The sequence below is a fragment of the Actinoplanes sp. OR16 genome (assembly GCF_004001265.1).
Classification (GTDB): Bacteria; Actinomycetota; Actinomycetes; order Mycobacteriales; family Micromonosporaceae; genus Actinoplanes.
In genome coordinates this window covers 7095314-7121750 of the sequence record NZ_AP019371.1, presented here as the reverse complement: position 1 = coordinate 7121750, position 26437 = coordinate 7095314, and the positions used below count along the sequence as shown (strand labels likewise).

At 70.9% G+C, this 26437-nt stretch carries 29 protein-coding genes; 16 read left to right on the top strand and 13 right to left on the bottom strand.

What is annotated here, in order from left to right; all coding sequences use genetic code 11:
• The first annotated feature begins 67 nt into the window (after positions 1–67).
• The 3 genes from EP757_RS32775 (at position 68) to EP757_RS32765 (ending at position 3817) form a co-directional block, all read left to right on the top strand.
• A complete protein-coding gene (locus EP757_RS32775; protein WP_127552275.1) occupies positions 68–1015 on the top strand; it encodes a radical SAM protein in 948 nt (315 codons plus the stop codon).
• Complete coding sequence (locus EP757_RS32770) at positions 1012–2433, top strand: NAD(P)/FAD-dependent oxidoreductase (protein WP_127552274.1); 1422 nt, start codon at positions 1012–1014, stop codon at positions 2431–2433. The genes EP757_RS32775 and EP757_RS32770 overlap by 4 nt, the downstream gene beginning before the upstream one ends.
• A gap of 91 nt (positions 2434–2524) precedes the next feature.
• Positions 2525–3817: a pentapeptide repeat-containing protein gene (locus EP757_RS32765; protein ID WP_127552273.1), complete on the top strand. Its 1293-nt coding sequence runs from the start codon at positions 2525–2527 to the stop codon at positions 3815–3817.
• A gap of 66 nt (positions 3818–3883) precedes the next feature.
• Here the strand turns inward: EP757_RS32765 and EP757_RS32760 are convergent, their stop codons facing one another.
• Together EP757_RS32760 and EP757_RS32755 are read right to left on the bottom strand one after the other, a co-directional pair.
• The gene (locus tag EP757_RS32760) at positions 3884–4111 is read right to left on the bottom strand and encodes a hypothetical protein (RefSeq protein ID WP_127552272.1); all 228 of its coding nucleotides are present in this window, start codon (positions 4109–4111) and stop codon (positions 3884–3886) included.
• A complete protein-coding gene (locus EP757_RS32755) occupies positions 4108–4839 on the bottom strand; it encodes a class I SAM-dependent methyltransferase (protein ID WP_127552271.1) in 732 nt (243 codons plus the stop codon). Before EP757_RS32755 ends, EP757_RS32760 begins: the two co-directional genes overlap by 4 nt.
• Positions 4840–4875: 36 nt before the next feature.
• On the opposite strand from EP757_RS32755, the gene EP757_RS32750 reads away from it, so the two are divergent.
• The 4 genes from EP757_RS32750 to EP757_RS32735 all read left to right on the top strand — a co-directional run bounded on the left by EP757_RS32750 (position 4876) and on the right by EP757_RS32735 (position 7670).
• On the top strand, positions 4876–5607 hold the full coding sequence (locus tag EP757_RS32750) for an HAD-IA family hydrolase (RefSeq protein WP_127552270.1): 732 nt from the start codon (positions 4876–4878) through the stop codon (positions 5605–5607).
• Between the two features lie 5 nt (positions 5608–5612).
• On the top strand, positions 5613–6248 hold the full coding sequence (locus EP757_RS32745; RefSeq protein ID WP_127552269.1) for a LysE family translocator: 636 nt from the start codon (positions 5613–5615) through the stop codon (positions 6246–6248).
• A gap of 118 nt (positions 6249–6366) precedes the next feature.
• Positions 6367–7278 (top strand): RNA polymerase sigma-70 factor, encoded by a 912-nt coding sequence (locus tag EP757_RS32740; RefSeq protein WP_127552268.1) that lies wholly within the window; start codon positions 6367–6369, stop codon positions 7276–7278.
• A 5-nt stretch (positions 7279–7283) separates the two neighbouring features.
• The gene (locus tag EP757_RS32735; protein ID WP_127554546.1) at positions 7284–7670 is read left to right on the top strand and encodes a DoxX family protein; all 387 of its coding nucleotides are present in this window, start codon (positions 7284–7286) and stop codon (positions 7668–7670) included.
• On the opposite strand, the gene EP757_RS32730 is transcribed toward EP757_RS32735, so the two are convergent.
• Positions 7667–8140, bottom strand: a complete 474-nt coding sequence (locus tag EP757_RS32730) for a GNAT family N-acetyltransferase (RefSeq protein ID WP_127552267.1) — start codon at positions 8138–8140, stop codon at positions 7667–7669. The two genes, EP757_RS32735 and EP757_RS32730, sit on opposite strands and share 4 nt — an antisense overlap.
• A gap of 66 nt (positions 8141–8206) precedes the next feature.
• On the opposite strand from EP757_RS32730, the gene EP757_RS32725 reads away from it, so the two are divergent.
• The gene (locus tag EP757_RS32725) at positions 8207–9052 is read left to right on the top strand and encodes an alpha/beta fold hydrolase (RefSeq protein WP_127552266.1); all 846 of its coding nucleotides are present in this window, start codon (positions 8207–8209) and stop codon (positions 9050–9052) included.
• Between the two features lie 237 nt (positions 9053–9289).
• On the opposite strand, the gene EP757_RS32720 is transcribed toward EP757_RS32725, so the two are convergent.
• From EP757_RS32720 to EP757_RS32710, 3 genes are all read right to left on the bottom strand, one after another.
• Positions 9290–9856, bottom strand: a complete 567-nt coding sequence (locus EP757_RS32720; RefSeq protein ID WP_127552265.1) for a hypothetical protein — start codon at positions 9854–9856, stop codon at positions 9290–9292.
• Entirely contained in the window at positions 9853–10125 is a 273-nt protein-coding gene (locus tag EP757_RS32715) for a hypothetical protein (RefSeq protein WP_127552264.1), read from the bottom strand. The genes EP757_RS32720 and EP757_RS32715 overlap by 4 nt, the downstream gene beginning before the upstream one ends.
• A 61-nt stretch (positions 10126–10186) precedes the next feature.
• Positions 10187–11596, bottom strand: a complete 1410-nt coding sequence (locus EP757_RS32710; protein WP_127552263.1) for a chitinase — start codon at positions 11594–11596, stop codon at positions 10187–10189.
• A 129-nt stretch (positions 11597–11725) separates the two neighbouring features.
• Between EP757_RS32710 and EP757_RS32705 the strand changes: the two genes are divergently transcribed.
• From EP757_RS32705 to EP757_RS32685, 6 genes are all read left to right on the top strand, one after another.
• Positions 11726–13213 carry a ricin-type beta-trefoil lectin domain protein gene (locus EP757_RS32705; protein ID WP_232050120.1) on the top strand — a complete coding sequence of 496 codons (1488 nt, stop codon included), beginning with the start codon at positions 11726–11728 and terminating at the stop codon, positions 13211–13213.
• Positions 13214–13405: 192 nt separating this feature from the next.
• Positions 13406–13810 (top strand): hypothetical protein, encoded by a 405-nt coding sequence (locus EP757_RS32700; protein WP_127552262.1) that lies wholly within the window; start codon positions 13406–13408, stop codon positions 13808–13810.
• The gene (locus EP757_RS32695) at positions 13803–14636 is read left to right on the top strand and encodes a hypothetical protein (protein ID WP_127552261.1); all 834 of its coding nucleotides are present in this window, start codon (positions 13803–13805) and stop codon (positions 14634–14636) included. The genes EP757_RS32700 and EP757_RS32695 overlap by 8 nt, the downstream gene beginning before the upstream one ends.
• A gap of 29 nt (positions 14637–14665) precedes the next feature.
• Positions 14666–15127, top strand: a complete 462-nt coding sequence (locus tag EP757_RS32690) for a hypothetical protein (protein WP_127552260.1) — start codon at positions 14666–14668, stop codon at positions 15125–15127.
• Between the two features lie 408 nt (positions 15128–15535).
• Positions 15536–15706 (top strand): hypothetical protein, encoded by a 171-nt coding sequence (locus EP757_RS43035; protein ID WP_160165946.1) that lies wholly within the window; start codon positions 15536–15538, stop codon positions 15704–15706.
• Complete coding sequence (locus tag EP757_RS32685) at positions 15703–15900, top strand: hypothetical protein (RefSeq protein ID WP_127552259.1); 198 nt, start codon at positions 15703–15705, stop codon at positions 15898–15900. Before EP757_RS43035 ends, EP757_RS32685 begins: the two co-directional genes overlap by 4 nt.
• 15 nt (positions 15901–15915) lie before the next feature.
• Here the strand turns inward: EP757_RS32685 and EP757_RS32680 are convergent, their stop codons facing one another.
• Positions 15916–16386, bottom strand: a complete 471-nt coding sequence (locus EP757_RS32680) for a MaoC family dehydratase (RefSeq protein ID WP_127552258.1) — start codon at positions 16384–16386, stop codon at positions 15916–15918.
• Positions 16387–16439: 53 nt separating this feature from the next.
• Positions 16440–19235: an FAD-binding and (Fe-S)-binding domain-containing protein gene (locus EP757_RS32675; RefSeq protein WP_232050119.1), complete on the bottom strand. Its 2796-nt coding sequence runs from the start codon at positions 19233–19235 to the stop codon at positions 16440–16442.
• 16 nt (positions 19236–19251) lie between these two features.
• Between EP757_RS32675 and EP757_RS32670 the strand changes: the two genes are divergently transcribed.
• Both EP757_RS32670 and EP757_RS32665 read left to right on the top strand, forming a co-directional pair.
• Positions 19252–19905, top strand: a complete 654-nt coding sequence (locus EP757_RS32670; protein ID WP_127552256.1) for a GntR family transcriptional regulator — start codon at positions 19252–19254, stop codon at positions 19903–19905.
• Positions 19906–19915: 10 nt separating this feature from the next.
• Positions 19916–20647, top strand: coding sequence for a phosphotransferase enzyme family protein (locus tag EP757_RS32665; RefSeq protein ID WP_127552255.1), 732 nt, complete (start codon positions 19916–19918; stop codon positions 20645–20647).
• Here EP757_RS32665 and EP757_RS32660 read toward each other — a convergent pair.
• The 5 genes from EP757_RS32660 to EP757_RS32640 form a co-directional block, all read right to left on the bottom strand.
• Positions 20644–21048 carry a VOC family protein gene (locus tag EP757_RS32660; protein WP_127552254.1) on the bottom strand — a complete coding sequence of 135 codons (405 nt, stop codon included), beginning with the start codon at positions 21046–21048 and terminating at the stop codon, positions 20644–20646. The two genes, EP757_RS32665 and EP757_RS32660, sit on opposite strands and share 4 nt — an antisense overlap.
• Positions 21049–21150: 102 nt before the next feature.
• On the bottom strand, positions 21151–22017 hold the full coding sequence (locus EP757_RS32655) for an alpha/beta fold hydrolase (protein WP_127552253.1): 867 nt from the start codon (positions 22015–22017) through the stop codon (positions 21151–21153).
• A gap of 25 nt (positions 22018–22042) precedes the next feature.
• Positions 22043–22870, bottom strand: a complete 828-nt coding sequence (locus EP757_RS32650; RefSeq protein WP_127552252.1) for an alpha/beta fold hydrolase — start codon at positions 22868–22870, stop codon at positions 22043–22045.
• Positions 22871–22987: 117 nt separating this feature from the next.
• The gene (locus EP757_RS32645) at positions 22988–23416 is read right to left on the bottom strand and encodes a hypothetical protein (RefSeq protein WP_127552251.1); all 429 of its coding nucleotides are present in this window, start codon (positions 23414–23416) and stop codon (positions 22988–22990) included.
• Positions 23417–23420: 4 nt separating this feature from the next.
• Entirely contained in the window at positions 23421–26408 is a 2988-nt protein-coding gene (locus EP757_RS32640; protein ID WP_127552250.1) for an Hsp70 family protein, read from the bottom strand.
• Positions 26409–26437 lie beyond the last annotated feature (29 nt).

Sequence of the window (26437 nt, the reverse complement as noted above, 5' to 3'; positions counted from 1 at the left end):
ACTACCTAAGACGTGACGGTGGTCGCGGCTCAGAGGTTTGCCGGTACCCGGCTTGTAGGCTCGGCCCGTGACGATCTCCGACGCCGAAGCCGTGGAACTGCTCGGTGCCGACGGCGCCGATCTGGAGGAGCTCTGCGCCCGCGCCGACGCGATCCGCAGGGACCTGGTAGGCGACGAGATCACCTTCGTGGTGAACCGCAATCTGGACACCGAGCGCGTCGGCGCCGACCTCGGCCTGGTCCGTGAGTTGGTCGCCGAGGCCGCGAGCCTGGGCGCCACCGAGATCTGCATGCAGGGCCCGCTCCCGTCCGGCGCGCCGGACGACGGCTACCTCGCTCTGATCCGCACGATCGCGTCCGCCGCGCCCGGCATCCACCTGCACGCCTTCCGCCCGCCCGAGGTGGCCGACGCCGCCGCGCGGCTCGGGATCCCCGTTCCCGAGTTCCTGCGGCTCGCCCGGGAAGCAGGCCTCGGCTCGGTCCCCGGCACCGCCGCGAAGATCTTGGACGACGACGTGCGCGCCCGGCTCAACGGCGGTCCGGACATGCCCGTCGAGCGCTGGATCGAGCTGATCACCGCGGCGCACGAGGCCGGCCTCACCTCGACCGCCACGATGGTCTACGGCCACGTCGAGACGCCCGCCCAGCAGGTCGCCCACCTGCGGCTTCTCGCCTCGATCGCGGAGCGCACCGGCGGTTTCACCGAGTTCATCGCGATGCCGTTCGCCGACGTCCCGCCACCGCGGACCCGAGCCCTGACCGCCGTGGCGCGGATCATCCTCGCCGGCCGGATCAACCACATCCAGGCGCCCTGGCCCAAGGTCGGCAAAGCTCTCGCCCTCGAACTGCTGCGCGGCGGCGCCGACGACCTCGGAGGCCTGCTCCTGGACGGCGTCCTCGATCCGTCCGCCGGTCAGGAACAGGGCATCTCGCTGACCCGCGCCGACGTCGCGGCCATCGCCGCCGAGCTCGGACGCCCGGTCCGGCAGCGCACCACCCGTTACGGCACCGTATGACTCCTGATCTCTTCACGACGGTCGATGTCGTCGTGGTCGGGGCGGGACTGGCCGGGATCGGCGCGGCGATCGAGCTCGCGCGGCGCGGCGAATCCTTCGTGGTGCTGGAACGCGCCGACGACGTGGGCGGGACCTGGCGGGACAACACCTATCCCGGGGTGGCCTGCGACGTGCCGTCGCACCTCTACGCCTTCGCGCACTCGCCGAACCCGTCCTGGTCGCGGGCGTACGCGCCGGGTCACGAGATCCAGTCCTACCTGCGGGGCCTGGCGGCCCGGCCGTCGGTGGCGCCGCACATCCGGCTCGGTCACGAGGTGACGTCGGCGGTCTACACGCCGTCCGGCCGGTGGGAGGTGACCACGCCGCGGGGTGCGTTCCGGAGCCGTGTCCTGGTGCTGGCCGCCGGCCGGCTCACGGCGCCCCGCATGCCCGACGTCTCCACCTTCACCGGCGCTGCCTTCCACACCGCCCGCTGGGACCACGGCGTCAAACTGGACGGCGCCCGCATCGGCGTCGTCGGCACCGGCGCCTCCGCCATCCAGGTCGTCCCGGAACTCGCCGGCCGTGCCGAGCACCTGACCGTCTTCGCGCGCTCCGCGCCGTACGTCATCCCGCGCAACGACCACGCCCATGCCGCCGCCGACGCGGCCGAGATGCTGCGGATCCGCGAGGAGGCCTTCACCGGCCTGGAACAGGGCATCGCCGCCCGCCGCCGGGAACCCGCCGCCCTGGCCGAACTGCGTGCCCGGGCCCTCGGTCACCTGGCGGCCCAGGTCCCGGACCCGGCGCTGCGGGCCCGGCTCACCCCGGACTACGAGGTGGGCTGCAAGCGGATCCTGCTCTCCGACACGTTCTATCCGGCGCTCGGCCGCGACGACGTGACGGTGGTCGGCGCCCTGGAGAGCCTCGACGGCCCTACCGCGGTTGCCGCCGACGGCCACCGCGCCGACCTCGACGTCCTGGTCTTCGCGACCGGGTTCCACACGACACAGCAGCCGTACGCCGCCCTGGTCACCGGCCGCGACGGCCGCCGCCTCTCCGACGCGTGGGCGGCCGGCATGGTCTCGCACGCCTCCACCGTCGTGCACGGCTTCCCCAACATGTTCATCCTCGACGGCCCGAACGCCGCCCTCGGCCACAACTCGGCCGTCCACGTGATCGAGAGTCAGCTGTCCTACCTGGTCGGCGCCCTCGACCACCTGGCACGCCACGACGGCCCGCTCGAGGTGACCGAGCAGGCCCAGGCGGCCTACACCCGCGACATCGACGCGATGGCCGCCCGCACGGTCTGGCTCCGAGGCGGCTGCACCAGCTGGTACGTCGACCCCCGCAGCGGCCGCCTCACCCTGTTGTGGCCGAGCACCGCAACCGAGTTCCGCAACCGCAACGGCCACTTCGACCCGGCCCCCTTCCGCTGACGCCGTCTCCTCAGACGATCGAGCCTGTGACGGGCCGTGGGATGATCACCTCGACTCCATTGCGCCCATATGCGACGCTCACAGCATCCAGGTGAACGCGATTCTCCAGGAGCGTGTGGTGCAGGATATTCGACGGCGTGACCGATTCCGGCCCATGAGATTCCGGACACTGATCATCGCAATTCTTGCTTCGATGGCCGCAGCGGCGGCCTCGGGCCTGGTCATGCTCGAAATCGCACAAGACGTCGATACCGAGGTGGAGCGAGCAAAATTGCAGATCGAGGCCATCAAAACCGCTCTGACAGTGGGCGTGGGGACGGGTGGTGCGATTGCATTGTTCCTGAGCGGACGTAAACAGTGGCTCAGCGAGAAAGAGCACGAGGTCAACCTGGAGGATGTCTCCGAAGCCCGCCACGATGCGGTTGAGCGGCGCGTCACTGAACTGTACGCCAAGGCTTCGGAACTTCTGGGGCAGGATGCCGCGGTGTCGAAAATGGCCGGCATGTATGCGCTCGTGCGCCTGGGAGATGCATATCTGCCGCACCGGCAGACGATCGTCGACCTACTCTGTGGGTACCTCCGCCTAGGGCGGAGTGCCGGTGAGCCGATTGGCGAAATCGGGTTGCGAGATGTGTCGCCGGATGTGCTGGAGACGCGGATGACTGCGCAGAGACTGCTGGCGAGCCGCCTCAGGGCCAGCGCGGAGGTCCACTGGTCGCGGATGAGGATCGATCTTTCTGGGGCCATCCTGCACGATCTGGACCTCAGCGGATGTCGGCTGGAGCGGCTGGACTGCCGCTCCGGTGTGTTCGTGGGCCCGGTTGACTTCACTGGACTTAGGGCAACGGAAGCCGACTTCCGGGGTGCGGCGTTCCGTGATGATGCCAACTTTGCTGCGGCTGACTTCGGAGAATACGTGCGTTTCGACGAAAGTTCATTCGCTGGCGAAACGAGATTCGACTTGGTCGAACTGCAAAAGGGTGCTTCGTTCGCGCAGGTCTCGTTCGGTGCAGCAGTTGGATTCTCGGGTGCCAAGGCAGGCGGAGGGCTCGACTTCTATCGGTCGAACTTCAAGGACCAGGTTGTTTTTCGGCGAGCGAAGCTGGCTACGTATGCAACGTTCGACGGTAGCATATTCGAAGAATACGTCACCTTCCTCGATGCGACTTGTGGTTATGTTGTTCGCATGATCGGGGTCACCTTCAATGACTTCGTCGACCTGGGGGATGACGTGCCCATCGAATTGTTCGGTTCAAGGCAGAAATTCAACGAGGCCGAAGACGCGACTAGGAGCAATTGCACTCCGCGCGGTTGGCGGCTCGAACCGCCATCTGAGGGTTATCGGACATTCGCGCTGGACAAGCCGGGCGAGCGAAATCGATGAGTTGTCACCAGAAGAAGTCGGCACCGGGGTAGGAGAGGTAGCGCGGTGATGTGATGTCCGTGCTCTCTAACAGTTCCCCGGCCAGACGGCTGCCTCATCGGCCGAGGTGCAGGAGCCGGCGGCGGCCATCGCGGTGGTGAGGCCGCCCGGGTGGACGGCCCGGCGGCGGACCCGGCCGGCCGGCTCCTGGGCGAGCGCGATGGTGAGCATGTTCCGGCCAGCCTCGGCGACCCGGTGCGAGGTCAGGGCCGCTCCGAGCCCGCGACCCGCGCCGGTGACGACGGCGGGTCTCACCGGAGGACCAGCAGGTCCAGGGCGTCGACGACCGGGCCGGTCTCGGTGCGGGCGGCCTCCCGCAGGCGCGCCACGCCGGCCTCGTACGCCGCATCGCTGATCAGTTTCAGCGGCGTGTGGGCCTCGCGGCGGAGTTCCGCGGCGGCCGCGGCCGGCGACGGCGCGGTCAGCTGCGGGACGGGTTCGCAGCCGGCGACCCGGAAGCCCGCCGTGCCGAAGGCCGCCGACACCTCGTCGATGCTCGGGTAGCGGTCGAGCACGGCGACGGCCTCCGGGAACCAGCGGAACAGGCTGATCGCCTCGTGCCGGCCGGCGAACGCGGAACGGATCAGCACCGGGCCGCCCGGCTTGAGCACGCGGCGGATCTCGCGGGCCGCGACGCCCAGATCGGCGATGTGGTGGATCACCGTGGAGAGCCAGACCGCGTCGAGGCTCGCGTCAGGGAACGGGATCTCCTCGGCGGAGCCCGATAAGACCGGGGCGTGGATCGTACGAGAACGCATCGCCTCGGAGGGCTCGACCGCGAGGACATCGGCCGCGGGCCACCAGGAGCTGAAGGCCCGCGCCCAGCTTCCGGTGCCGCAGCCGAGGTCGAGCAGGCGCATCCCGGGCCGCACGGTCAGGTAGCGGCCGACGGCGGCACGCCAGGTCGCGAGGTCGTCGTCGGCGAGATGCCGGGTGGCCGCGAACGCCGCCGCGTCCGGCCCGTCGTAAGCGATCAAAGCCATGCCCCTACTCAACCATCAATCAATAGGCTCGCCGTCATGGACTTCACCGCGTTCAAGGCCGTCAGCTTCGACTGCTACGGCACGCTGATCGACTGGGAGACCGGGATCGCCGCCGTCCTGGCACCGTGGGCCGCGGAGCAGGACCTCACGATCGGGCACGAGGACCTTCTTCTCGTCTACGCCGATCACGAGGCGGCGGTCGAGCGTGAGGAGCCGGCGCCGCTCTACCCGGAGGTGCTCGCCGAGGCGTTCCGGCGGGTCGGCGCGCAGCTGGGCCGGCCGGTCTCCGACGCGTGGGCCCGCCGGCTCGGCGACTCGGTGCCGGACTGGCCGGCGTTCCCGGACTCCGGCGAGGCGCTGAACCGGCTCGCCCGGCACTACCGGTTGATCATCCTGTCCAACGTGCACCGGGCGGGCTTCGCCGGGAGCAACGAGCGGCTGCGCGGCGACTTCGCGGCGATCATCACGGCCGAGGACGTCGGCGGCTACAAGCCGGGGGAGCGGCACTTCCGCGCGCTCGACGAGACGCTGCCTCGGCTCGGTGTGCAGCGTTCGGAGCTGCTGCACGCGGCCCAGAGCCTGTTCCACGACCACGTGCCGGCCAAGCGCGAGGGCCTGCCGTCGGTCTGGATCAACAGGCGGCACGACAAGCCGGGCTGGGGTGCCACCCCGGAGCCGAGCGAGACCTGGCGCTACGACGCCGAGTTCCCCTCCATGTCCACCTTCGCCGACGCGGTCGACGAGGCTTTCGTGAGCAGAGCGAGGTAGGGCGCATGGTGACTCTCGAACAGGCCGCCGGTCTGGCCCTGGCCTGTGCCGTCCTGATCGCCGTTCCCGGTCCCGCCGTGCTGTTCATCGTCGGGCGGGCGCTCAGCTACGGCCGGCCGGCGGCGCTCGCCGGGGTGGCCGGGAACGCGGCCGGCGTCTATCTCGCGGCGGTCGCTGTCGCCGTCGGACTGGGTCCTCTGCTGGAGAGGTCCGCGTTGCTGTTCGAGGTGATCAAGTGGGCGGGCGCCGCGTACCTCATCTGGCTCGGCATCCAGGCGATGCGCGACGCGCGGCACCCGGCCGCCGGCACGACGGTGGTGGCGGAACCGGTGCGGCTGTGGCGGGGTGTGCGCACCGGGATCCTGGTCGGGGCCGGCAATCCGAAGAGTTTCATCGTGTTCGCGGCGATCCTTCCGCAGTTCGTCGACCGTGCGGGCGGCGCCGTGCCCCTGCAGATGCTGCTGCTCGGGCTCGTGCCGGTCATCGTCGGGCTGATCTTCGACAGCGTGTGGGCGCTCGCCGCCGGCCAGGCCCGGCAGTGGCTGGTGCGCTCGCCGCGGCGGCTGCGGGCGGTGGGCCGCGCCGGGGCGTTGTGCACGATCGGGCTCGGGGTTTCGGTGGCGTTCACCGGGCGGCAGTGATGCGCATCGTCACCTACGGCGCGGCGTCCGGGACGGGACCGCCGGCGGCGGCGAGATGTCACAGCCGGGCCGCCTGCCGTGACTCGTGTGTGAGAAGGACACGAGGAAGGGGTGTGGCGTGAGCCGAGCCGAGGAATTCCAGCAGCTGAGGCCGCTGCTGTTCGCGATCGCGTACCGGCTGCTCGGGAGCGTGAGCGAGGCGGAGGACGCGGTCCAGGAGACGTGGATCCAGTTCGAGGCCTATCCGGGTGAGCCCGCGTCGGCGAAGGCGCTGCTCTCCACGATGGTCACCCGGACCTCGCTGAACGTGCTGCGCTCGGCCAGGGTGCGACGGGAGGCGTACGTCGGTCCGTGGTTCCCGGAACCTCTGGTCACCGATCCGTACGCCGACCCGGAACGCGCCGCCGAACTCGCCGACTCGGTCTCGATGGCCGCGCTGCTCCTGCTCGAACGCCTCACCCCGCTGGAACGCGCCGTCTTCGTGCTGCGCGAGGTCTTCGCCTTCGGATTCCCGGAGATCGCCGCTGCGGTCGGCCGCAGTGAATCCGCGTGCCGGCAACTGGCCGTGCGCTCCCGCCGGCACATGGACGAGGGCCGTCCCCGGTTCGCCGCCGACCGCCGGGAACGCGACGAGCTGGCCGGCCGCTTCTTCGACGCCTTCCGCGACGGCGACCTGGACGGCCTGCGGGTGCTGCTCGCCGCCGACGTGCAGATGGTCAGCGACGGCGGCGGCAAGGCCCCGAACCTGCCCAAGCCCATCATCGGCCCGGACCGGGTGGCGCGCGTCCTCGCGACGGTCGCCGTCCCCATGCTGAGCATCGGCGTCCAGATCGAGCTTCGGGAGATCAACGGCCAACCCGGGGCCATCCTGTACGACCGGGACCGGCACACTCTCAACGCGCTCACTCTGGACATCCTGGACGGCCGGATCCAGGCGATCAGGCTGGTCAGCAACCCGGACAAGCTGCGTCACCTCGGCCCGGTCGCCGACGCCTGGGCCGTCTCCCGCGACGTCAAGAAGGCCCGGTGACCGGGATGAGCCTCGACACCTGGCTGTGGGTGGTCACCATCCTGCTCGCCACCGTCCTGCTGATCAGCACGGCCAAGATGGTCGTGCCCCGGGAGAGGATCGCCGCGGTCGGCCACGCGGGGGAGTGGGTGATGGATTTCAGCCCGAGGGCCCTGCGCGGCATCGGCAGCCTGGAGATCCTCGCCGCGGCCGGCCTGATCCTGCCGGCCGTGCTCGGCATCGCCCCGATGCTGGTGCCGGTGACCGCCACCTGTGTGGCGCTGCTGTTCGCCTGTGCCGCCGCGATGCGGCTGCGCCGGGGCGAGCGGGCGACGATCATCACCGATCTGGTCTACATGGCGCTGGCGATCTTCGTTGCCTGGGGCCGGTTCGGTCCCGTGCCCCTGGGCTAAGACAGTCGCAGGACGGTCTCCTCGATCTCGGCGCCGCGGGCGTTGGCGAACCCGGAGTCGCTGCCGATGACGGTGAAGCCGGCCTTCTCCAGCACCCGCAGCGACGCCGCGTTGTCGCTGGCGGCCCGGGCGAACAGCGGGCGCTCGGGCACCAGCTCCATTAGCAGCGCGAGCGCCCGGCTGGCGACCCCCTGCCCCCAGAACGACCTGTCGATCCAATAGGTCACCTCGGTCTCGCCCTCGATCACGAAACTGGCGATCGTCCCGGCGAGCTTTCCGTCGACGGTCACCGCGCGGTGGACGATCCCGGGAGTGGTCCGGTTCTTCGCCATCCGGACGTCGAACGCGGCCCGATCATCCGGGTCGGCCGCGGTGAAGGCGGCCATCCGCACCGCCTCCGGATCCCGCATCTGCTCGAACAGAGCATCCAGGTCACCGTCATCGACAGGACGCAACGCCACCTCAGCCATAAGATCCCCCATCTTGTACGGCTCGGTCGAGCGGATAGACCGTACCAGCGGCATAGGGTCGAGGCCATGACACAGACGAACACCCTGGACACTCCCGGCGCCGATCTGGTCTACGACGTCCGCGGCTCCGGGCCGATCCTCCTGATGATCGGCCAGCCGATGACGGCCGAGGGCTTCGGCTCACTCGCCGAGCACTTCGGCGACCGTACGGTGGTCACCTACGACCCGCGCGGCCTCGGCCGGAGCAGGCGCAAGGACGGCCGCGACGACTTCACGCCGCAGGACCAGGCCGCCGACCTGCACCTGCTGATCGAGGCGCTCGGCGGCGGCCCGGTCGACGTCTTCGGCAGCAGCGGCGGCGCGGTCACCGGCCTCGAACTCGTCACCCGCTTCCCCGGCGACGTCCGCACCCTGGTCGCCCACGAGCCGCCGATCAACGCCGTGCTGCCGGACGCCGCAGCCGCCGACCGCGCCCGTGCCGGTTTCTTCGAGGCGTACCAGAAGGGCGGCGCCGGCGCCGGCATGGCCGCGTTCATCGCGATGACCTCCTGGCAGGGCGAGTTCACCGACGCCTACTTCGCCCAGCCCGCTCCCGACCCCGCGGCGTTCGGCATGCCCGCCACCGACGACGGCTCCCGCGACGACCCGCTCCTCTCCCAGCGTTCCTGGGCGGTCAGCGACTACCGCCCCGACATCGCAGCCCTGACCGACGCCCCGGCCCGCATCGTGGTCGCGCTGGGCGAGGAGTCAGCGGGCACCTACACGGCCCGGACCGCCCAGGCTCTGGCGCTCCGGCTGGGCCAGGAACCGGTCGTCTTCCCCGGCCACCACGGCGGCTTCCTGGGCGGCGAGCACGGCTACGCCGGAAAGCCCCGAGAATTCGCGGTGAAGCTCCGCGAGGTCCTCCCCTGACCCGCCTCGGTTCCTAGCGGGTTTCCCGGAAAGCGTCCCCTCGTCGCCGAATGATTTCGTGATAGGGAATTCGGGTGAGCTGATTCGTTGATCGCGGTGGGGGCGCGGAGGCGCCGACGAGGACGCCCGGACCCGATCGCCGCGAAGGGCGAGATCGCTCAGCTCAGGGGCGGCGCGCCCGGCACGTCTCCGGGTGGAGGCCGGGTGGCTCGGCTACCCCGTCTCCCGGCCGGGGGATCAGGTGTGCCGCACTTCGAGGTCGATCAGGTAGCCCTGGGTCTGCCACTCGGTTTCGGGGAGTAGGTGGCGGGCTCGGGCGTAATACTGCTCCGGGCTCAGAAGCTCGAAGCCGGCCGGGTCGACATCGTCCTCGTCGGTGGGTGGGTCGTCGTCCGCTGTGGTGGCGTGGTCGATGAGGCGGTGGCTGCCCGGGCGGGCGGTCCAGAAGTCGGGGCCTCGGTCGTACAGGGAATCGAAGGATCGGATGCGGCGGATCATCGCGGTGGTGGGTGGCACCTGATGCCACGCCGTCCACGGGTCGAAGGTCAGGCAGCCGGTCAGCCGCACCTCGCCCGGCCGGGTGTGACCGGTGCGGACGGCGATCAGGCCGTCCTTCTCGACCAGCTGGGCGAAGGGTTCGCCGTCGTCGTCGCGGAGGGTGGTCGCCCGCACGGGGACGTCGTGCAGGAGGAGATCGGCGGGCAGTCCCGGATCGTCCTGCCAGAGGAAGCGGAGCGTGACCGTGCCGCCGACCGACCAGGGCGCGGGCAGGGGCGCCGATCCGGTGAAGAACGGCCAGGTCATAGGTGTGCGAGCCAACGGTGGCCGGGATGGGCGTGGGACAGCATCCCGGCCAGGGCGGCGCGCTGGTCCGGGCTCAGGTGCGGACGGGCCGCGCCGTCGGCCGGAATCGCGATCTCGATGTCGCCGTGCGGGCGGGTCTGCCGTCCGCGGAACAGGTCCAGCGCCCAGCCCGCGGCCACGCACCAGGGTGTCGTCGTGCCGGTGAGGCGGTCCGCTACCTCGCGCGGGGTCCAGTGGGAGGACCATCGGGCGGCCAGGGCGTCACTCACCGTAGGAGCCTAGCAACGGGGGCCCGGGTGCCTGCGCAGGTCACCCGGGCCCCGCCGGGCGTCAGCCGAGGGCGTTCAGGAACGGCTCGTGGTTGAGGCGGAACTCGTTCGCGTAGAACTTGTCCCAGTTGATGGACCAGGTCATCAGGCCCCGGAAGTTCGGGTTGGTGCCGCTGCGGACCGTGTAGCCGCCACAGTTCGTGCCCTTCACCAGGCAGGTCACCGCCTGCTGCACACCGGCCGGAGCGACGTACCCGTTGCCAGCGCTGACCGAGCTGGGAGCGCCGAAGGCGATCTGGTCCTCGCGCAGGGCGGGGAAGACGTTCGCCGTGTTGCCGGCGACCGGGAAGCCGGCCAGGAGCATGTCGGTCATGGCGATGTGGAAGTCGGCGCCGCCCATCGAGTGGTACTGGTTGTCCAGGCCCATGATGGAACCCGAGTTGTAGTCCTGGACGTGAAGGACCGTGATGTCGTTGCGCAGGGCGTGGATGACCGGCAGATAGGAGCCGGCGCGCGGATCCTGGCCGCCCCACGGCCCGGAGCCGTAGAACTGGTAGCCGAGCTGGACGAAGAACGTCTCCGGGGCCATCGTCAGCACGAAGCCGGCGCCGTAGCGCGCCTTCAACGACTTCACTGCGCTGATCAGGTTGACGATGACCGGCGTCGTCGGGTTCTTGAAGTCGGTGTCGCCGGTGTTGAGGGACAGCGAGTGGCCCTCGAAGTCGATGTCGACGCCGTCCAGGCCGTACTTGTCGATGATCGCGCTGACCGAGCTGACGAACTTGTCGCGCGCCGCCGTCGTGGTCAGCTGGACCTGGCCGTTCGCGCCGCCGATGGAGAGCAGCACCTTCTTGCCGGCGGCCCGCTTCGCCTTGATCGCGGCGAGGAACTCGGCCTCGGACTCGACGCCGGGGCATTCGGTGGCAGGGCAGAGGCTGAAGCGGATGTCGCCGGACGTGGCGGTGGTGGGCTCGCCGAACGCCAGGTTGATGATGTCCCAGTCGGCGGGCACGTCGGCCATCCGCAGATATCCGGAGCCGTTGGCGAAGCTGGCGTGCAGGTAGCCGATGAGGGCGTGCTTCGGGAGACCGCCGGCGGGGATCGGGGGCACCGACGTGGACGGCGTGACCGAGGGGGATGGGGTGACCGAGGGCGATGCGGTGACCGAGGGGGACGGCGACGCGCTGGAGGTGGACGGCGAGGGCGAAGGATTGGTCGTCCCTCCGCACGCTCCATTGTTGACCCAGACGTCCCACTGGCCCGACTTCAGGGCCGGGTCCTCACCCTGGGTCCACCACTTGGCGGTGTAGTTGCTGCCGCCCTTGGAGACGACGTTGTCCTTGACGTAAACGGCGGTGGCGGACCAGGCCGTGGCGCAGGCGGCCGCGGCGTTCGCCGTGGTGGCGACGTAGACGGTGGAGCATGCCACGGCCAGCGCTGCGGCCGCGGCAAGGATCGGGGATCGGCGCATGGCTAATTATTAGGACTGTTAACTGAACTTGTAAATAGGAAGCTTTATTGACAGCCGTCGAGACGGATGGGAAGAATCGGGCGCTGAGAGCGCTCTCTTTCCCGTTCCCCCCGGCTGAAAGGACGAGCCGTGCTCCGTCGTCCCCTTGTCGCGCTGGCCGCGGCTTTGATGACTCTGACGCCGCAACCCGCTCAGGCCCAGGATGAGAGCGACAATCCGGGCATGTACCAGGCCATGCGGCGTGACCTCGGCCTGAACGACCAGCAGATCGCCGACCGCCTCACCACCGAAGCGGCCGCCCCCGTGATCGAGAACCGGCTCCGTGAGCAACTGGGCGCGCGGTTCGCCGGCGCCTGGATCCCGGAGGGCGCCACCCGGCTCACCGTCGCCGTGACCAGCGCGAACGATGTCGCCGCGGTCCGCAAGGAGGGCGCCGACGCGACGATCGTGGCGCGGACCGAGCGTGACCTCAACGCTGCCCGCGCGAAACTGGACCGGCACCAGGCGCCGGACACCGTGCACAGCTGGTACGTCGATCCGGCCTCCAACAGCGTGGTGATCACCGCCGCACCGGGCGCGTCGTCGGCGGCCCGGGCGTTCGCGCGGGACGCCGGGGCCGGTCAGGTGACGATCAAGACCGAGGATCAAAGGCCGCGACCTCTGTACGACGTCCGCGGCGGTGATCAGTACGTCATCAACGGCAACACGCTGTGCTCGGTCGGATTCGCGGTGGCCGGCGGCTTCGTGACGGCCGGCCACTGCGGCGGGACCGGGAGCCCGACGCTCGGCTTCAACAACGTCGCGCAGGGCACGTTCGCGGGCTCGTCGTTCCCGGGCAACGACTATGCGTGGGTTCGTACCAACGGCAATTGGGTCTCGCAGCCCTGGGTGAACAACTACTCGGGTGGCAACGTCGTCGTCGCCGGTTCCCAGGAGGCCGCCATCGGCAGTTCGATCTGCCGGTCCGGGCGGACCACCGGATGGCGCTGCGGAACCCTGCTCGGCAAGAACGAGACGATCAACTACGCGCAGGGCGCCGTCTCCGGGCTGAGCCGCAGCAACGCGTGCGCGCAGCCGGGCGACTCCGGCGGCTCGTGGATCTCCGGCAACCAGGCGCAGGGAGTCACCTCCGGCGGCACCGGCGACTGCACCACCGGCGGCACCATGTGGTTCCAGCCGGTCAACGAGATCCTTCAGGTGTACGGCCTGTCGCTGACCACGTCCGGCGGCGGCAGCGGCCAGGCGATCGTCAGCAACTGGAACAACAAGTGCCTGGACGTGCCGAACGGCAACTTCGCCGACGGCGTCCTGGTGCAGATGTGGACCTGCAACGGCACCGCGGCCCAGAAGTGGGAGGCGGTCGGCGGTGCCCTGCGCACCGGCAACAACAAGTGCCTGGACATCCCGTGGGGCTCCACCGCCAGCGGCGTCGAGATCCAGATCGTGACGTGCAGCGGCAACCCGGCCCAGCAGTGGGTCCTCAGCGCGGCCGGCGATCTCGTGAACCCGCAGGCGAACAAGTGCCTCGACATCAAGGAGTGGAACGGCAACGACGGCGCCCGCGTCCAGCTGTGGGACTGCGCCGGAACGCTCAACCAGAAGTGGCGCCGGGCCTGACCGTCACAAGATCGACATGATTCCGAGGGCGGACCGTCAACCCGCCCCCGCAGGATGAACCCCGGTTGAATCACACCTTGTGGTCGCGCGGGGATGTTCTCTGCCAGGCATCCCCGCGCGGCGCTTCCGGTTCGCCGGATGTACCCGTTCCGGCGAGTGTGGCGGTCCGGGAAGCGGCGTGACAATACGAGGGTGAACGGCGGTCGGCGTTCCCGGGGTTGCGGCCTGGCGCTGGTCGCGGCCTTGGCGCTGACCGGGTGTCCTGATCCCGAGGCCGCCCCCACCGACCCGCCGCCGTCGTCGCCCGAAGTGCCCGGCATCGGCGTCGAAACTCCCGAACCGGAGATCCCCGGTGTCGAGCTGACGATCACGCCGGCACCGGTGGAGTCGTCGACACCGGCGGTCGCGGTGGAGGTGTCGCCCTCACCGATCGACCCGGAGATTCCGGGTGTCACCGTCGGCGTCGAGCCGCCGGAGTCCTCACCGCCGTCCTCCGGAGAACCGGGGACTTCCGAGGAAGCGGGGACTTCCGAAGAGCCGGAAACCTCAGAGGTCGAGCCGACGGACCCGTCCACGGGCGAAACCAGCGGTGAGTGAGCCGCCCGACGAATCCGGCCTCTTCCGGATCGTGGAGACCGCCGGGCTGGTGGTGGCGCCGTTCGCGACGCTGACCGGGCTGCTCTACTACTTCGGCTGGGTACGGACGAACGCGATCTTCTCGGAGTTCGGCATCGACGCGAACCTGCTCGGCTACTCCGCGCAGGACTATCTGCTGCGCAGCGCCGGCGTGGCGTTCCGGCCGTGTGCGGCGCTGCTGATCGGCGCCACGGCGGTGCTGCTGACGCACCGGCTGGTGGCCCGGGCCGTGGCGATCGACGCGCGACTGAGGCCGGTCGTACTGGCGGAGGTGGGCGCGTTCGCGGTCCTGCTGCTGGTGCCCGGGATCAGCGTGCTGTTCGGCGAGGCGCACTACCTGACCCCGATCGCCGCGGCCACCGCGCTGATCGCCGGAGCGCTGCTGCTGGAGATCGCCGTGACGCAGTGGGCGGCGAGCACTCGGCCGGAACTGATGATGCGGCGCGGCCTGGTCGCCGGTGTCGTCGTGGTCGGGCTGTTCTGGGCGTTCTCCACCTACGCCCAACAGACCGGCGACCGGGTCGCTCGCGATCTCAGCCGCAACCTGGGTGTCATGGCGAACGCCGTGGTGTTCAGCGCCGAGGACCTGTCGGTCGGCGGGCCCGGCGTGGTCCGGACCGATCTCGGCGAGCAGAGCGCCTACCGGTACCGGTACGCGGGGCTGCGCCTGCTGGTCTACCGCAACGACCGCTGGTTCCTGCTGCCGTCCGGCTGGACCGGCGATCCGGCGGCACGGGCGATCGTGCTGCCCGACCGGGAGACGCTGCGGGTGGAACTACGGCCGTGAGCCGAGCGCGACGGTCGTATCCTCGGTCGATGGCTGAGGTCGACGTGGCGGAGAGTGTCATCGATCGGTTGCTTCTGGCGCTGGCCGCGCAACTCGCGACGTCGCCGGTGCCGGGTCCGAGCGCCGGCGCCGTCGAGGCGCTCGCCGATCTGAGCAGGGCCGAAGCCGAGCGGATTTTCGGCCAGGCCGGGCATCTCGTGCACTACGGCGCGGACACCGAGCCGCTGGAAGCTCTCCTCCACGCGATCACTGGCATCCTCCGCGTCGAGGCCCCGGCGGAGGTCCCCGTCAAGCCGGGCGACGAGGTCCGGCTCGTGGGTGAGGTGCCGGAGAGCCTCACCGACTACGACGAGGCGTGGCTGCGGCGGATCACGTTCACCGTTCGCTACACCGGCCGGAACGCGATGGTCGATGTGCAGTCCGACCTGATGGAGGACTACGTCATCGTGACCGTCCCGGCCGCCGCCGTGGAGCGGATTCAGCCCGCATGAGCAGCACCCCACGGCCGCCGGTCCTGGTGCTGAACAACCAGGCCTCCGTGGTGGACGCCGCGCGGCCGGCCGCCCGACGATCTCGCCGACCCGTGCGACGAGCACCTCACCGCCGAACAGGCTCCGGTGCCGGCCCGGTGACATCGCCGACGACGGCTCCCGCGAGGCCTACACGGACGCCCGCGGCCTGACAGCCGCCTTCGCGGGCGAGCGCGGCATCCCCGCGATCTTCACCACGGGCGATCACGACGACCGTACGGCCTTCGCCGCCGTTCTCGGCACCGGCCACCTGACCAGCGGCGGACCCAGGCAGCAGCCGACCGCACCCGGCGGCGAGCGCGCCGCGGTCGCACCGTCCTGGCCGAGCCCGCCCCGAACGGCACCGTCCTGGCGTTCCACCACCCGCCCGTGGCGGTACCCGGCGTGGCGGTCCAGTCAGCCCTCGGCCTTCGTAACGGCGACGAGCTGGCCGAGGCGATCGGCGGAACCGACGTACGCCTGATCCTCTGCGGTCACTTCCACCTGCAGCTGTTCGGCATGCTCGCCGGCATCCCGTCTGGGTCACGCCGGGAGTGGTGACCCGCGTCGACCTGACCGCGACGCCGGGAACCGAGCGCGCGGTCATGGGCGCCTCGGCGACCCTGATCGACCTGACCGGTCCGCATGCGCCCACGTTCCACACCCTTGTCGCACGGGACCCGCGCACCGGCGAGACCGCCTACGAGCTGACCGCCTCCGAACTCACCTCCGTGATCGCCGAGCTGGGCCCCTGAACGGCCCGGCACCGTTCAGGACAGCCGGAGGATGTACCGGTGGTCGCCGGACAGGACCAGCTCGCCCCGCTGGTTGTGGACCGTCGCCCGGGTCGTCACCAGCCCGGTGCCGTCGCGCGGGTCCAACCCGATGATCGTCAGGCTGGGGTAGAGGGTGTCGCCGGCGTTCACCTCCTGGTGGAACTCGGCGGTGAGGCCGGCGAACGCCACGAAGACGTTCCCGATGACGTGCGGGAACAGCGTCGCTCCGGGCGCGGTGAACGCCAGCACCTGCAGGCCGTGGACCACGGGCGCGGGGTGGCCGTGCGCGCGGGCGTACTCGGCGTCGTAGTGGATCGGGTGGTTGTCGGCGGAGACCGTCTGGAAGGCGGCGGCGTGCGCGTCGGTGACGGTACGGCTGGGCGCGTTGAAGACTTCGCCGACGCTGAGGTCCTCGAACCTGCGAGCCGGGACGACGGTGTGCTGAGCGGGATCGAAAGTAGCCACACCCCAACCCTGCCGAGCCGCCGGCCCGTCGCCGTCCGTCAATCGACTGCTGTTCAGCGGTCCAGGAGCTGGGCCAGGTGGACGGCGGGACGGTCGCGGAGGTCGGCCACCTGGGTGCGGCAGGAGAAGCCGTCGGCCAGGACCACGGCGTCCGGGGAGGCGTCGAGGGCCGGCAGCAGGTTCTGTTCGGCGACTGCCACGGACACCTCGTAGTGCCCCAGCTCCACCCCGAAGTTGCCGGCCAGACCGCAGCATCCGGCGAGCCGCTTCACGCGGGCGCCGCTGGCGGCCAGCAGATCAGCATCGGTCTTCCAGCCGAGGACGGCGTGGTGGTGGCAGTGCGGCTGCGCGACGACTTCGACGTCTGAGAGGTCCGGCGGCGTCCAGTCCGGCGTCTTCGCCAGCAGTTCGGCCAGGGTGTGGACCTGCTGGGACACGGCGACGGCGTCGGCGTTGCCGGGCAGCAGCTCGTGCACGTCGGACCGGAGGACGGCCGTGCAGGACGGCTCGATGCCGATGATCGGGATTCCGGCGTGGGCATCTTCGGACAGGGCTTCCACCGTACGAAGGAGGATCTTCTTGGCGGAATCGAGCTGCCCGGTCGTGATCCAGGTCAGGCCGCAGCAGACCGAGCCGCTGGGCAGGCGTGGTTCGTAGCCGGCGGCGCGCAGCACCCGGACGGTCGCCTCGGCCACTTCCGGCGAGAAGGCGTCGGAGAACGAATCGGCGAAGAGGACGACCGGTTTGCGTGCGGATTCAACCTTTTTGAAGGTACGCCGGAAAGGCCTGCGGGCGAACGCCGGCACCGAACGACGGCTGTCCACACCGGCGAGCCGGAGTGCCAGTCCGCGAATTCCGGGAAGGCGCGTGCCGAGGTTCGCGAGACGCGGCATCCAGCCGGCGAGACGTGCCCACATCGGCAGTCTCCCGAGCGTGTAATGCGAACGCGGACGGAGACGACCCTGGTAGGTCTGGTGCAGGACCTCGGACTTGTAGGTCGCCATGTCGATGCCGGTCGGGCAGTCCGACGCGCAGCCCTTGCAGGCCAGACAGAGATCCATCGCGTCGTGGACGGATGCGTGCGACCACGGCAGTTCGCCCCGCACGACCTCCTGCAGCACCCGGGCGCGGCCCCGCGTCGAATCCTTCTCCTCGCGGGTCGCGAGGAACGACGGGCACATCACGCCACCGGCCGCGGAATTGTCGGCCCGGCATTTACCGACGCCAGTGCACCGGTGCACCGCCTGAGCCAGATCGCCGTCATCGTGCGGATAGGCCATCGCCAATTGCTTCAAGGGCTTCTTGAAGGCCGCTCGTACGTCGGCGTCGACCGGATCCGGGTCCACCAGAACACCGGGGTTGAGCAGATTGCCGGGGTCGAACGCGTGCTTGATCTGCGCGAACATGCTGATCGCGTCCGCCGAGTACATGTGCGGCAGCAGTTCGGAGCGGGCCCGGCCGTCGCCGTGCTCACCGGAGAGCGAGCCGCCGAACTCGCCGACCAGCTTCGCCGCGTCGATCAGGAACTCGCGCATGATCTTGGTGCCGCCGGGCTGGTCCAGCGGGAAGTCGAGGCGCACGTGCATGCAGCCGTCGCCGAAGTGCCCGAACGGCGCGGACGTCATGTCGTAGGACGCGACCAGCTCGTCGAACCGGGCCAGGTAGGCGCCGAGCTTCGCCGGTGGCACCGCGGCGTCCTCCCAGCCGGGCCAGGCGGGCTTGTCCGACGGGGCGCGACCGGCCAGGCCGGCGCCGTCCTCGCGGATCCGCCACAGCCGGGCCTGCGTCGCCGGGTCCTCGACGACCAGCGCGTCGTCGCCGATGCCGTCGGCGGCCAGCTTCCGCGCGCGGGCCAGGACCTCGCCCTTGTCGTCGCCGGCCAGCTCCACGAAGAGCCAGGCGCCGCCGGTCGGCAGCGGCGGGACGGCGTCCGGGCCGCGGCGGGCGCGCAGCACGTCGAGCAGGCGGGAGTCGAGGCCCTCGCAGGAGGTCGGGCCGTGCGCCACCACGGCCGGGGAGGCTTCGCCGGCCGCGACGATGTCCCGGAAGCCGAGCACGACGACGACCCGGACCGGCGCGTCGACCACCAGCTTGACGGTCGCCTTCGTGATGACGGCGAGGGTGCCCTCGGAGCCGACCAGCGCCTGGGTCAGGTCGAACCGCTCCGGGAGCAGGTGGTGGGCGGCGTAGCCGGAGACCTGGCGGCCGAAGCGATCGAATTCGGTCCGTGTGGTGGCGAGGTGGCCGCTCAGGACATTCCGGATGTCCGCCAGCAGGTCGTCGGCTCCGCGTACGAATGGGGAATCATCCTGATATCCGGTGGCGAAAGTGTCGCCTGCCGCCGTCATCAGCTCCAGGCCTGCGACGTTGTCCGAGGTCCGGCCGTAGGCGAGGGACCGCGAACCACACGCGTTGTTGCCGATCATGCCGCCGATGGTGCAGCGCGGCCAGGTCGACGGGTCGGGGCCGAAGCGGACACCGTGCGGCGCGGCGGCCTTCTGCAGCACGGCGTGCACGGTGCCCGGCTCGACCACCGCCGTCTTCGCCGCCGGGTCGATGTCGAGCACCTTGTTCATGTGCCGGGAGAAGTCGAGCACGATGCCCCGGCCGACCGCGTTGCCGGCCACCGACGTGCCGGCGCCGCGCGAGGTGATCGGCACGCCGGTCTCGCGGGCGACGGCGAGGGACGCGGCCACCTCGTCGACGCCGCGCGGGCGGACCACGGCGATCGGCGGGATGCGGTAGAGGGAGGCGTCCGACGCGTACATCCCCCGGGTGCCCGGGTCGGATCGCACCTCGAGGCCCGCCTTGGTCAGGGCCTCCACCACGCCGTTCGCCTGCTCGCTCATGGGTAACATGTTACTCATGCCGAAACTCGTGCTGCCGCCGGACGCCCCCTCCCTCGCCGACGCCGTGGCCCAGGCCGTGCGGGACGGCGTCGCGGCGGGTGAGCTGGTGCCGTCGGTGACGTATTCGGTGTATCAGCTGGCTGAGCTGCTGGACGTCTCCCGCAGCCCGGCTCGGGAGGGGCTGCTGCGGCTCGCCGAGGCCGGGCTCATCGAGATCCGGCGCAACCGCGGATTCCGCGTGCTGCCGCCCCAGGCCGACGACATCGAGGAGATCATCGGCATCCGGGTGGCCCTCGAACCGCCGGCCGCCCGCGACGCCGCCGTCTCCGGGACCGACGCCCAGCACGCCGCGATCCGTTCGGCGCTGTCGGCGATGGCGGCCGCCCCCGACGACGCGTCGTTCTGGCGCGCCGACCGGGAACTGCACGACCTGCTGCTGCACGCCGCCGGCAGACCGCGCACGGCCGCCATCATCGAACGCCTGCGGACCACGACAGCCCTGCTGGGCCCGCCGACGACCGCGAGCGGCCGTTCCCTCGCCGAGATCCACGCCGAGCACGAGCCGGTCGTCGCCGCCGTCCTGGCCCGCGACGGCGCCGCCGCCGAAGCCGCGATGCGAACCCATCTGGAAGCCACCCGCGACCTGCTGGTCGCCAACCTGAGCGCCTAGGATCCGTCGGATGGGCTGGGATGCGCTCGCGCAGTGGGGTGACGACGCCACGCGAATCGGACCGCTCTCGGGTGGCGTCGCCAACGACGTGTGGAGCGTGCGCGTCCGCGGCGGGCTCGCGGTCGCCCGGCTCGGTGCCCGGAGCGACGCGGATCTGTCCTGGGAGACCGCGCTGCTGGCACATCTGGACCGGGAGGGCCTGGCCGTTCCGGTGCCGATCCCGGCCGCCGACGGCCGGCTGTTCGTGGACGGTCTGGTGGTGATGACCTATGTCGAGGGCGGCCCGCCCTCGACACCGGCCGACTGGCGGCGGGTGGCCGCGACCCTGCGCGACCTGCATCGGCTCACGCGAGGGTGGCCGCAGCGCCCGGGCTGGCGCTCCTCGGCCGACCTGCTGCACGCGGACACCGGTACGCGGATCGACCTCGGCGCGATGCCGGCGGACGGGGTGGCCCGGTGCCGGGCGGCCTGGGCCAGGCTCGCCGGCCGCGAGACGTGCGTCGTGCACGGCGACCCCAACCCGCGCAACATCCGGGTGACCGCGGACCGGGTGGCCCTGATCGACTGGGACGAGTCCCACGTGGACGTGCCCGACCTCGACCTGGTCCTGCCCGGCAACGCGGCCGGATTCGACGACGCCGCCCTCGACGTCGCCGCCCAGGCTTCGGCCGCCTGGCAGGCCGCCGTCTGCTGGGACGACGACTACTCGATCAGGCAGCTGTCCCAGGTGCGGCCGATCTAACCCTGCTGGAGGATGCGGATCGGGTTGCCGGACGGGTCCCGCAGGCCCATGTCGGTGCCGTAGAAGTGGTCGGCCGGCTCCTGCGTGAAGTCGGTGACGCCGCGGGACCTGAGCGTCTCGTACAGCTTGCGCACGTCGTCGGTGATCAGCACCAGGCCGGTCAGCGCCCCCTTGGCGAGCAGCTCGCGGATCTGCGCGGCGGTGGCGTCGTCGTGCAGGGGAGGGCCGGGCTGTTCGAGGGAGATCTCGGTTTCGCCGCCCGGCACCCGGACCGTCAGCCAGCGGTACGAACCCTGCTGCACGTCGTTGCCCTTCTCCAGGCCGAGCTTGCCGACGTAGAACTCCAGCGCCTCGTCCTTGTCGTGCACATAGATCGTGGTGACGTTCAGCTTCGTGATCATGTCGTGGTCTCCTTCGGACGTCCGTGCGGTGACCACTTCAGGCTAGGGACGGCCGGGAGCCGATGGCTTCTCGAAAACTGACGGGACCTTGGTCCCGGCGCCTCAGCCGAGCCCGTCGGCCGCACGGGACGCGCTCAGGTATTCCTCGACCAGCGCCCGGAAGTGATCGGGCTGCTCGACCCACGGCCGGTGACCTGAAGCGGTCATGACCTCCAGCCGGCTGCCGGGGTAGGTGGCCGCTGCGAGCCTGGCCGGGGCCGTGCCGATCAGGCCGTCGCTCGCCCCGGCGATGATCAGAGGCTCGCCGATGGCGGCGGCGAGCCTCTCCACCTCGTCGGTCGATCCCCGGTAGAACGCGTCCCGCAGCCAGCGCAGCGACGTGGCGTGCCCTTTGACGTACTGGGTGCGGCGGACCTCGGGCGTCCACCGGTGCCAGGAGAACGGGATCATCCGGGCCCGGGCCAGGATCTCCTCGGCCGGGCTGAGCCCGCCGTTCCGGAGCGCCGCGTCACCGGCGGCGGCGTGCTCGTACCAGGGCTCGCCCCGGCGCAAATCCCGGAGCGCGGCCAGCTCCTCCGGATCCGGCTCCCGGGCGGCCCGGCCCACCGGAGTGACCAGAATCAGTCGCCGGACGCGGCCGGGGTAGGCGGCGGCGTACTCCTGGGCGGTCAGGCAGCCGGCCGAGTGCGCCAGGACGTCCAGCCGTTCCAGGCCGAGGTGACGGCGCAGGTGCTCGACGTCGTGGGCCTGCTCGGTGAACGACACCGTGTCCCGGTCGTCCGGCACCCCGGAACGGCCCGCCGCCCGCGCGTCCAGCAGGACCAGCCGGCGGGTCGCGGAGAGCCCACCGAGGTCACCCAGGTAGCGGGCGTCGGTGCCGGGGCCGCCGGCGAGCACCACGAGCGGCGGCCCCTCACCCTTCTCGTCGAAGAACAGGTGCAGTCCGTCGTACGAGGGGAAGAGGGGCACGCCGTGGATCCTAGGTTCTCTTCGGTCAGGAGCGCGCCGCCCGCAGGATGAGGTCGGTCACCGCGGCCGGGTGAGCGACCATCGCCGCGTGCGAGCTGTGGATCTCGACGGTCCGGCCCTTCGCGGCCCGGGCGGCCATCGCCTTCTCCGCGACCGGCGGGATGGTCTTGTCGTCCAGCGACACCAGGTAGTACGAGGTGATGCTCTTCCAGGCCGGCACGCCGGTCTCGCCCTCGAACGCCGCCGACGACAGCGGGCGCTGCTGGGTCGCCATCAGCTTGGTCTTGCTGAGCGGGGCGTCCGCAGCGAACAGCTTCGGGAACCAGGCCGGGTCCACCGTGGTGTCGACGTAGCCGCCGGTGTTCGGGTACGCCCGCTTGATCAGGTGCGACACCAGCACCGAGTTGTCGCCGCCGTTCAGCGCGCCGGCCTCGGCGATCGTCTCGCCCTGGTCCGGGGCGTACGCGGAGATGTAGACGAGCGACTTCACGTTCGGGTTGCCGGTGGCCGCGTTGGTGATGACCGCGCCGCCGTACGAGTGCCCGACCAGCACGATCGGCCCGCTGATCGTGGCGAGGAACGACTTCAGGTACGCGCTGTCCTCGTCCAGGCTGCGCAGCAGGTTCGGCGGGGCGACCACGGTGTAGCCCTTGGCCTGCAGCTTGGCGGTGACGTCGTTCCAGCCGGACGCGTCCGCCCAGGCGCCGTGCACCAGCACCACGGTCGGCTTGACCGCGCTCTGCTCGTGCTTGACCCCGGCGGCCGGGCTGCTCGCGCTCGCCCCCACCGGGATGAGGGCGAGCACCGAGACACCGGCGACACCAGCGAGAGCGAACGTCTTCCAGTTACGCATGTGGGAGCCTTCCCCGTCGTGGCAGCCATTCGTCAGCTGCTCTGGGAACGAGCCTCCTGCGGAAGATCCACACTGCCATCCGTATCTCTACTGCTCCTCGATCGCCCGTTCGGCAGGCTACTTCTCCAGGACATCCGCGTAGAGGCGGGCGAACTCCCGGCTCAACTCCATCGCCTGGGCGGGATCGGTCACGGACAGGCGGCGGGCCTGTTCCTCGATCGCCGGGAAGTCGGTGGCGTCCCACTCGCCGTGGCCGGAACTCCGTGCACGGTGGACTGCCGCCTGCGCCAGCTGGTTCGCCCGGCGCAGGCAGTCGCCGAGGGCCTCCGGATCGCCGGGATCCTCCAGGAGCACCGCCACCTCGTGGATCAGGCTCACGTGGTCGAAGGCCACCGACGGGCCGTGGCAGCGCAGCCACTCTTCGGCGTCGTGGCGCAGGGACCCGGGGCGGTCCAGAACGGCGGCCCGGGACATCAGTTCGGCGGCGTCGGCGGCGTGCCAGCTGCAGTACCGCACCAGGAGCAGCGCGCCGACCGAACCGCTCATGAGATCAGAACCAGCACGGGTGGCCCTCCCGATCGTCGCCCTTCGTCAGCGGCTGCTCGCCGGTGCCGTCCTTGCGTTCGATGTAGATCTGGGGATGGTTCAGGTCGCCGCGCACGTAGGCGAACCATTCGCCGTCCACCGACCAGGTCGGGTCCATCTCGCGGGCCGCGTCGTTGGTGACCGGCTTCGGACCCGAGCCGTCGAGGCCGATCTGCCAGACGTCGTAGTTGTCCTCACCGATCTTCCTGGTGAACAGGATCTGCGTGCCGTCCGGAGAGACCGCCGGGTCGAGTGAGTCGCCGAGCTCGGCCTCGGTGATCCGCCTGCCGGGCTCCTGCGGGTTGGCGACGTCGAGAGCGAAGAGTGAGCGTACGCCCTTCTCCTTCGCCCAATAGATGATCGACTTGCCGTCCGCCGACCAGACCGGGTCGTCTTTCTGGGTGGCGGAATCGGTCAGCGCCGTGGGCTCGCCACCGCCGGCCGGGATCGTGAAGATCTGCGGGTTGTCGCCGACCTTCCGGACGAACGCGAGCCTGCTGTCGTCCGGCGACCACACCACCCGGCCGCCGGTCACGTCCTCGACGAGCACGCGGCGGTTCTCCCCGGTCTTGTCCATCACGTAGATCGCGAACGGCTCGTCCGCCGACCGATGCGTCAGCGCGATCCGGCTGCGATCGTTCGACCAGCGCGGCAGCGTGTCGCCGGGTTCGGTGCCGGCCAGGTCTTCCCGGGCGCCGGTGACCGGATCGAGCGTCTGGATGCGGGTCTGCCAGCTCGCCGAGTTCATCGGACCGCCGGTGTCGGTGCGGATCACCAGCTTCTGCGTGGGCACGGGTGCCGGTCCGGCGGGGGCGGAGGCGGCCGCTGACGGTGCGGCGCCGGTGGCCTTGTTCTCACCATCCAGATTGGACAGCGCGATGCCGGTCGCGGCAGCGGCCACGACGACTACCACGACCCCCGCGATGGTCACTGTCCGTCGCCGGCGTGCGGTCAGAGCCTTCTTGCCGTACGGGGTACCGCCCGTGCCGAACGGCGCACCCGCGATGAACTGCGTACTCGGCTCATGGTCCTCGCCAGTCCCGGCCGCCGGCGAAACGGGAACCGCATAACCCGGCACCGTCTCAGCCGTCCCGAGCTGCTCCGCGACGGTATGACCAGAAACGGACGAGCCAGCAGCGACCCGCGAAGCAGCAGCGTCGGCGGCCCGCAAGGCACCGGAGTCGGCGGCCCGCAAGGCACCGGAGTCGGCGGCCCCCAGGGAGGCAGCGTCGGCGGCTCGCGGAGCAGCGGCGTTGGCGGCCCCCAGGGCGGCGGCGTCGGCGGCTCGCAGGGCGGCGGCGTTGGCGGCTCGCAGGGCGGCGGCGTCGGCGGCCTCGGCGGCGGCGATGCGGGCGGCCTCGGCTTCGGCGGCTTCCACGGCGGCCCAGGGGTCGGCCGGGGTGCGCAATTCGGTGAAGTCTTGCTTGGGCGCAGGCCGAACCGAAAGCCCGAGCCGAGCGGCCGGCGACCCGCCCGAAGGCGATCCACCGGCAGGCGATCCACCGGCAGGCGATCCACCGGCAGGCGATCCACCCGAAGGCGATCCACCGGCAGGCGATCCACCCGAAGGTGAACCACCGGCGGGCGATCCACCGGCAGGTGATCCACCGGCGGCCGCGCCCCGAGCAGCGGGAACCGTCGTGCCGTGACCGGGCTGCGCTGCGGGAACCGTCGTGCCGTGACCGGGCTGAGCTGCGGGAACCGTCGTGGCAGAACCGGCCGCCGATCCGGGCGCAGCGAGTGAGGCAGGTGAAACAGGCGCTGCGGCCGGCTCCGTCGCCGCGGTTCGCGTGGGGGGACCGCCGTTCGACACGACCACTGCCGACTCGCGGCGGGAGATCTCGGAAGCGTCGTCGCCGGCGGGGAGGTCGGGTGGCGGGGCTTCCGGCGTACGAGGAATGGGGGTGCGGGAGAGTGATGCCGCACCCAGCGCGACGCTCAGCTCCGGGTGCGAGTCGGTGATGATCGGGCGGCCGAATGCGTCGTTGAGGACCGATGCGACCAGCGGAATCTTGGAGGAGCCGCCGGCCAGCAGGATGCCCGCGAGGGAGTCCGGCTGGATGCCGGCCGAGCGCAGGGCCCGCCGGGTGGCGTCGACGGTGTCGCGGATCGGCAGGGTGATCAGGGATTCGAAGGTGGCGCGGCTGATGCGGATGCGCGTGTGCCGGCCGGGGAGCGCGACCGGGACGGTCACCTCGGTGTCGAACGAGAGCGACTCCTTGGCCTCGACGCAGTCGCGCCGCAGGCGGGCCAGGGCCGCGGCCGCCTCGGGATCGTCGAAGTCGACGCCGTCGAGCGTGCTCAGCACATGGGCGTAGACGGCCTCGTCGAAGTCACCGCCGCCGAGCTGGTCGACGCCCTCGGGCGCGCCGAGCAGCGTGAACCCGTCCGGGTCGCGGCGCAGCACCGCCACGTCGAAGCTGCTGCCGCCCAGGTCGTAGACGGCGACGGTCTCGCCCGGCGTGATCCGGCCGGCCGCCGCGTGCCGGTGTGCCACCGCCTCCGGCTCGCTGATCAGCCGGACCGGACCGGCGTCGGCGAGGCGGATCGCCTGGTCGAGCTGGTCGCGTTTGTAGGGACCCCAGTGCGCGGGGTAGGTCAGCGCCACGTGCGCGGGCGGCGCCGACTGCTGGGTAGTGACGGTGTCGAGCACGTAGCGCAGCAGCTTCGCGGTGAGCGTCAGGGTGGACAGTGGCATCCCGCCCACGATGGTCGGCACCGGGTCGCCGAGGCGGCGCTTGAACTCGCGGGCCAGCCGGGCCGGCTCGTCCTGGCCGCGGCGTTCGGCGGCGTCACCGACGAGCAGGCCGCCGTCCTCCTTCACGAAGATCGCGGACGGGATCTCCATGCGGCGGGCGCCGAGCCGTGCGGACTCGACGCGTCCATCGACCAGCACGGCCGCCGCCGTGTGGGTGGTGCCGAGATCGATGCCCAGGCCGTAGTCCGCAGTCACGACTCGACCTTAGGGCCTGGCCGCCATCA

Coding starts and splice junctions, on each gene's coding strand:
- EP757_RS32665 (WP_127552255.1), top strand. CDS start 19,916: ATGGGCTGGGATGCGCTCGCGCAGTGGGGTGACGACGCCACGCGAATC.
- EP757_RS32735 (WP_127554546.1), top strand. CDS start 7,284: ATGAGCCTCGACACCTGGCTGTGGGTGGTCACCATCCTGCTCGCCACC.
- EP757_RS32675 (WP_232050119.1), bottom strand. CDS start 19,235: ATGAGCGAGCAGGCGAACGGCGTGGTGGAGGCCCTGACCAAGGCGGGC.
- EP757_RS32645 (WP_127552251.1), bottom strand. CDS start 23,416: ATGAGCGGTTCGGTCGGCGCGCTGCTCCTGGTGCGGTACTGCAGCTGG.
- EP757_RS32755 (WP_127552271.1), bottom strand. CDS start 4,839: ATGGCTTTGATCGCTTACGACGGGCCGGACGCGGCGGCGTTCGCGGCC.
- EP757_RS32660 (WP_127552254.1), bottom strand. CDS start 21,048: ATGATCACGAAGCTGAACGTCACCACGATCTATGTGCACGACAAGGAC.
- EP757_RS32770 (WP_127552274.1), top strand. CDS start 1,012: ATGACTCCTGATCTCTTCACGACGGTCGATGTCGTCGTGGTCGGGGCG.
- EP757_RS32720 (WP_127552265.1), bottom strand. CDS start 9,856: ATGACCTGGCCGTTCTTCACCGGATCGGCGCCCCTGCCCGCGCCCTGG.
- EP757_RS32670 (WP_127552256.1), top strand. CDS start 19,252: ATGCCGAAACTCGTGCTGCCGCCGGACGCCCCCTCCCTCGCCGACGCC.
- EP757_RS32750 (WP_127552270.1), top strand. CDS start 4,876: ATGGACTTCACCGCGTTCAAGGCCGTCAGCTTCGACTGCTACGGCACG.
- EP757_RS32710 (WP_127552263.1), bottom strand. CDS start 11,596: ATGCGCCGATCCCCGATCCTTGCCGCGGCCGCAGCGCTGGCCGTGGCA.
- EP757_RS32725 (WP_127552266.1), top strand. CDS start 8,207: ATGACACAGACGAACACCCTGGACACTCCCGGCGCCGATCTGGTCTAC.
- EP757_RS32745 (WP_127552269.1), top strand. CDS start 5,613: ATGGTGACTCTCGAACAGGCCGCCGGTCTGGCCCTGGCCTGTGCCGTC.
- EP757_RS32690 (WP_127552260.1), top strand. CDS start 14,666: ATGGCTGAGGTCGACGTGGCGGAGAGTGTCATCGATCGGTTGCTTCTG.
- EP757_RS32650 (WP_127552252.1), bottom strand. CDS start 22,870: ATGCGTAACTGGAAGACGTTCGCTCTCGCTGGTGTCGCCGGTGTCTCG.
- EP757_RS32730 (WP_127552267.1), bottom strand. CDS start 8,140: ATGGCTGAGGTGGCGTTGCGTCCTGTCGATGACGGTGACCTGGATGCT.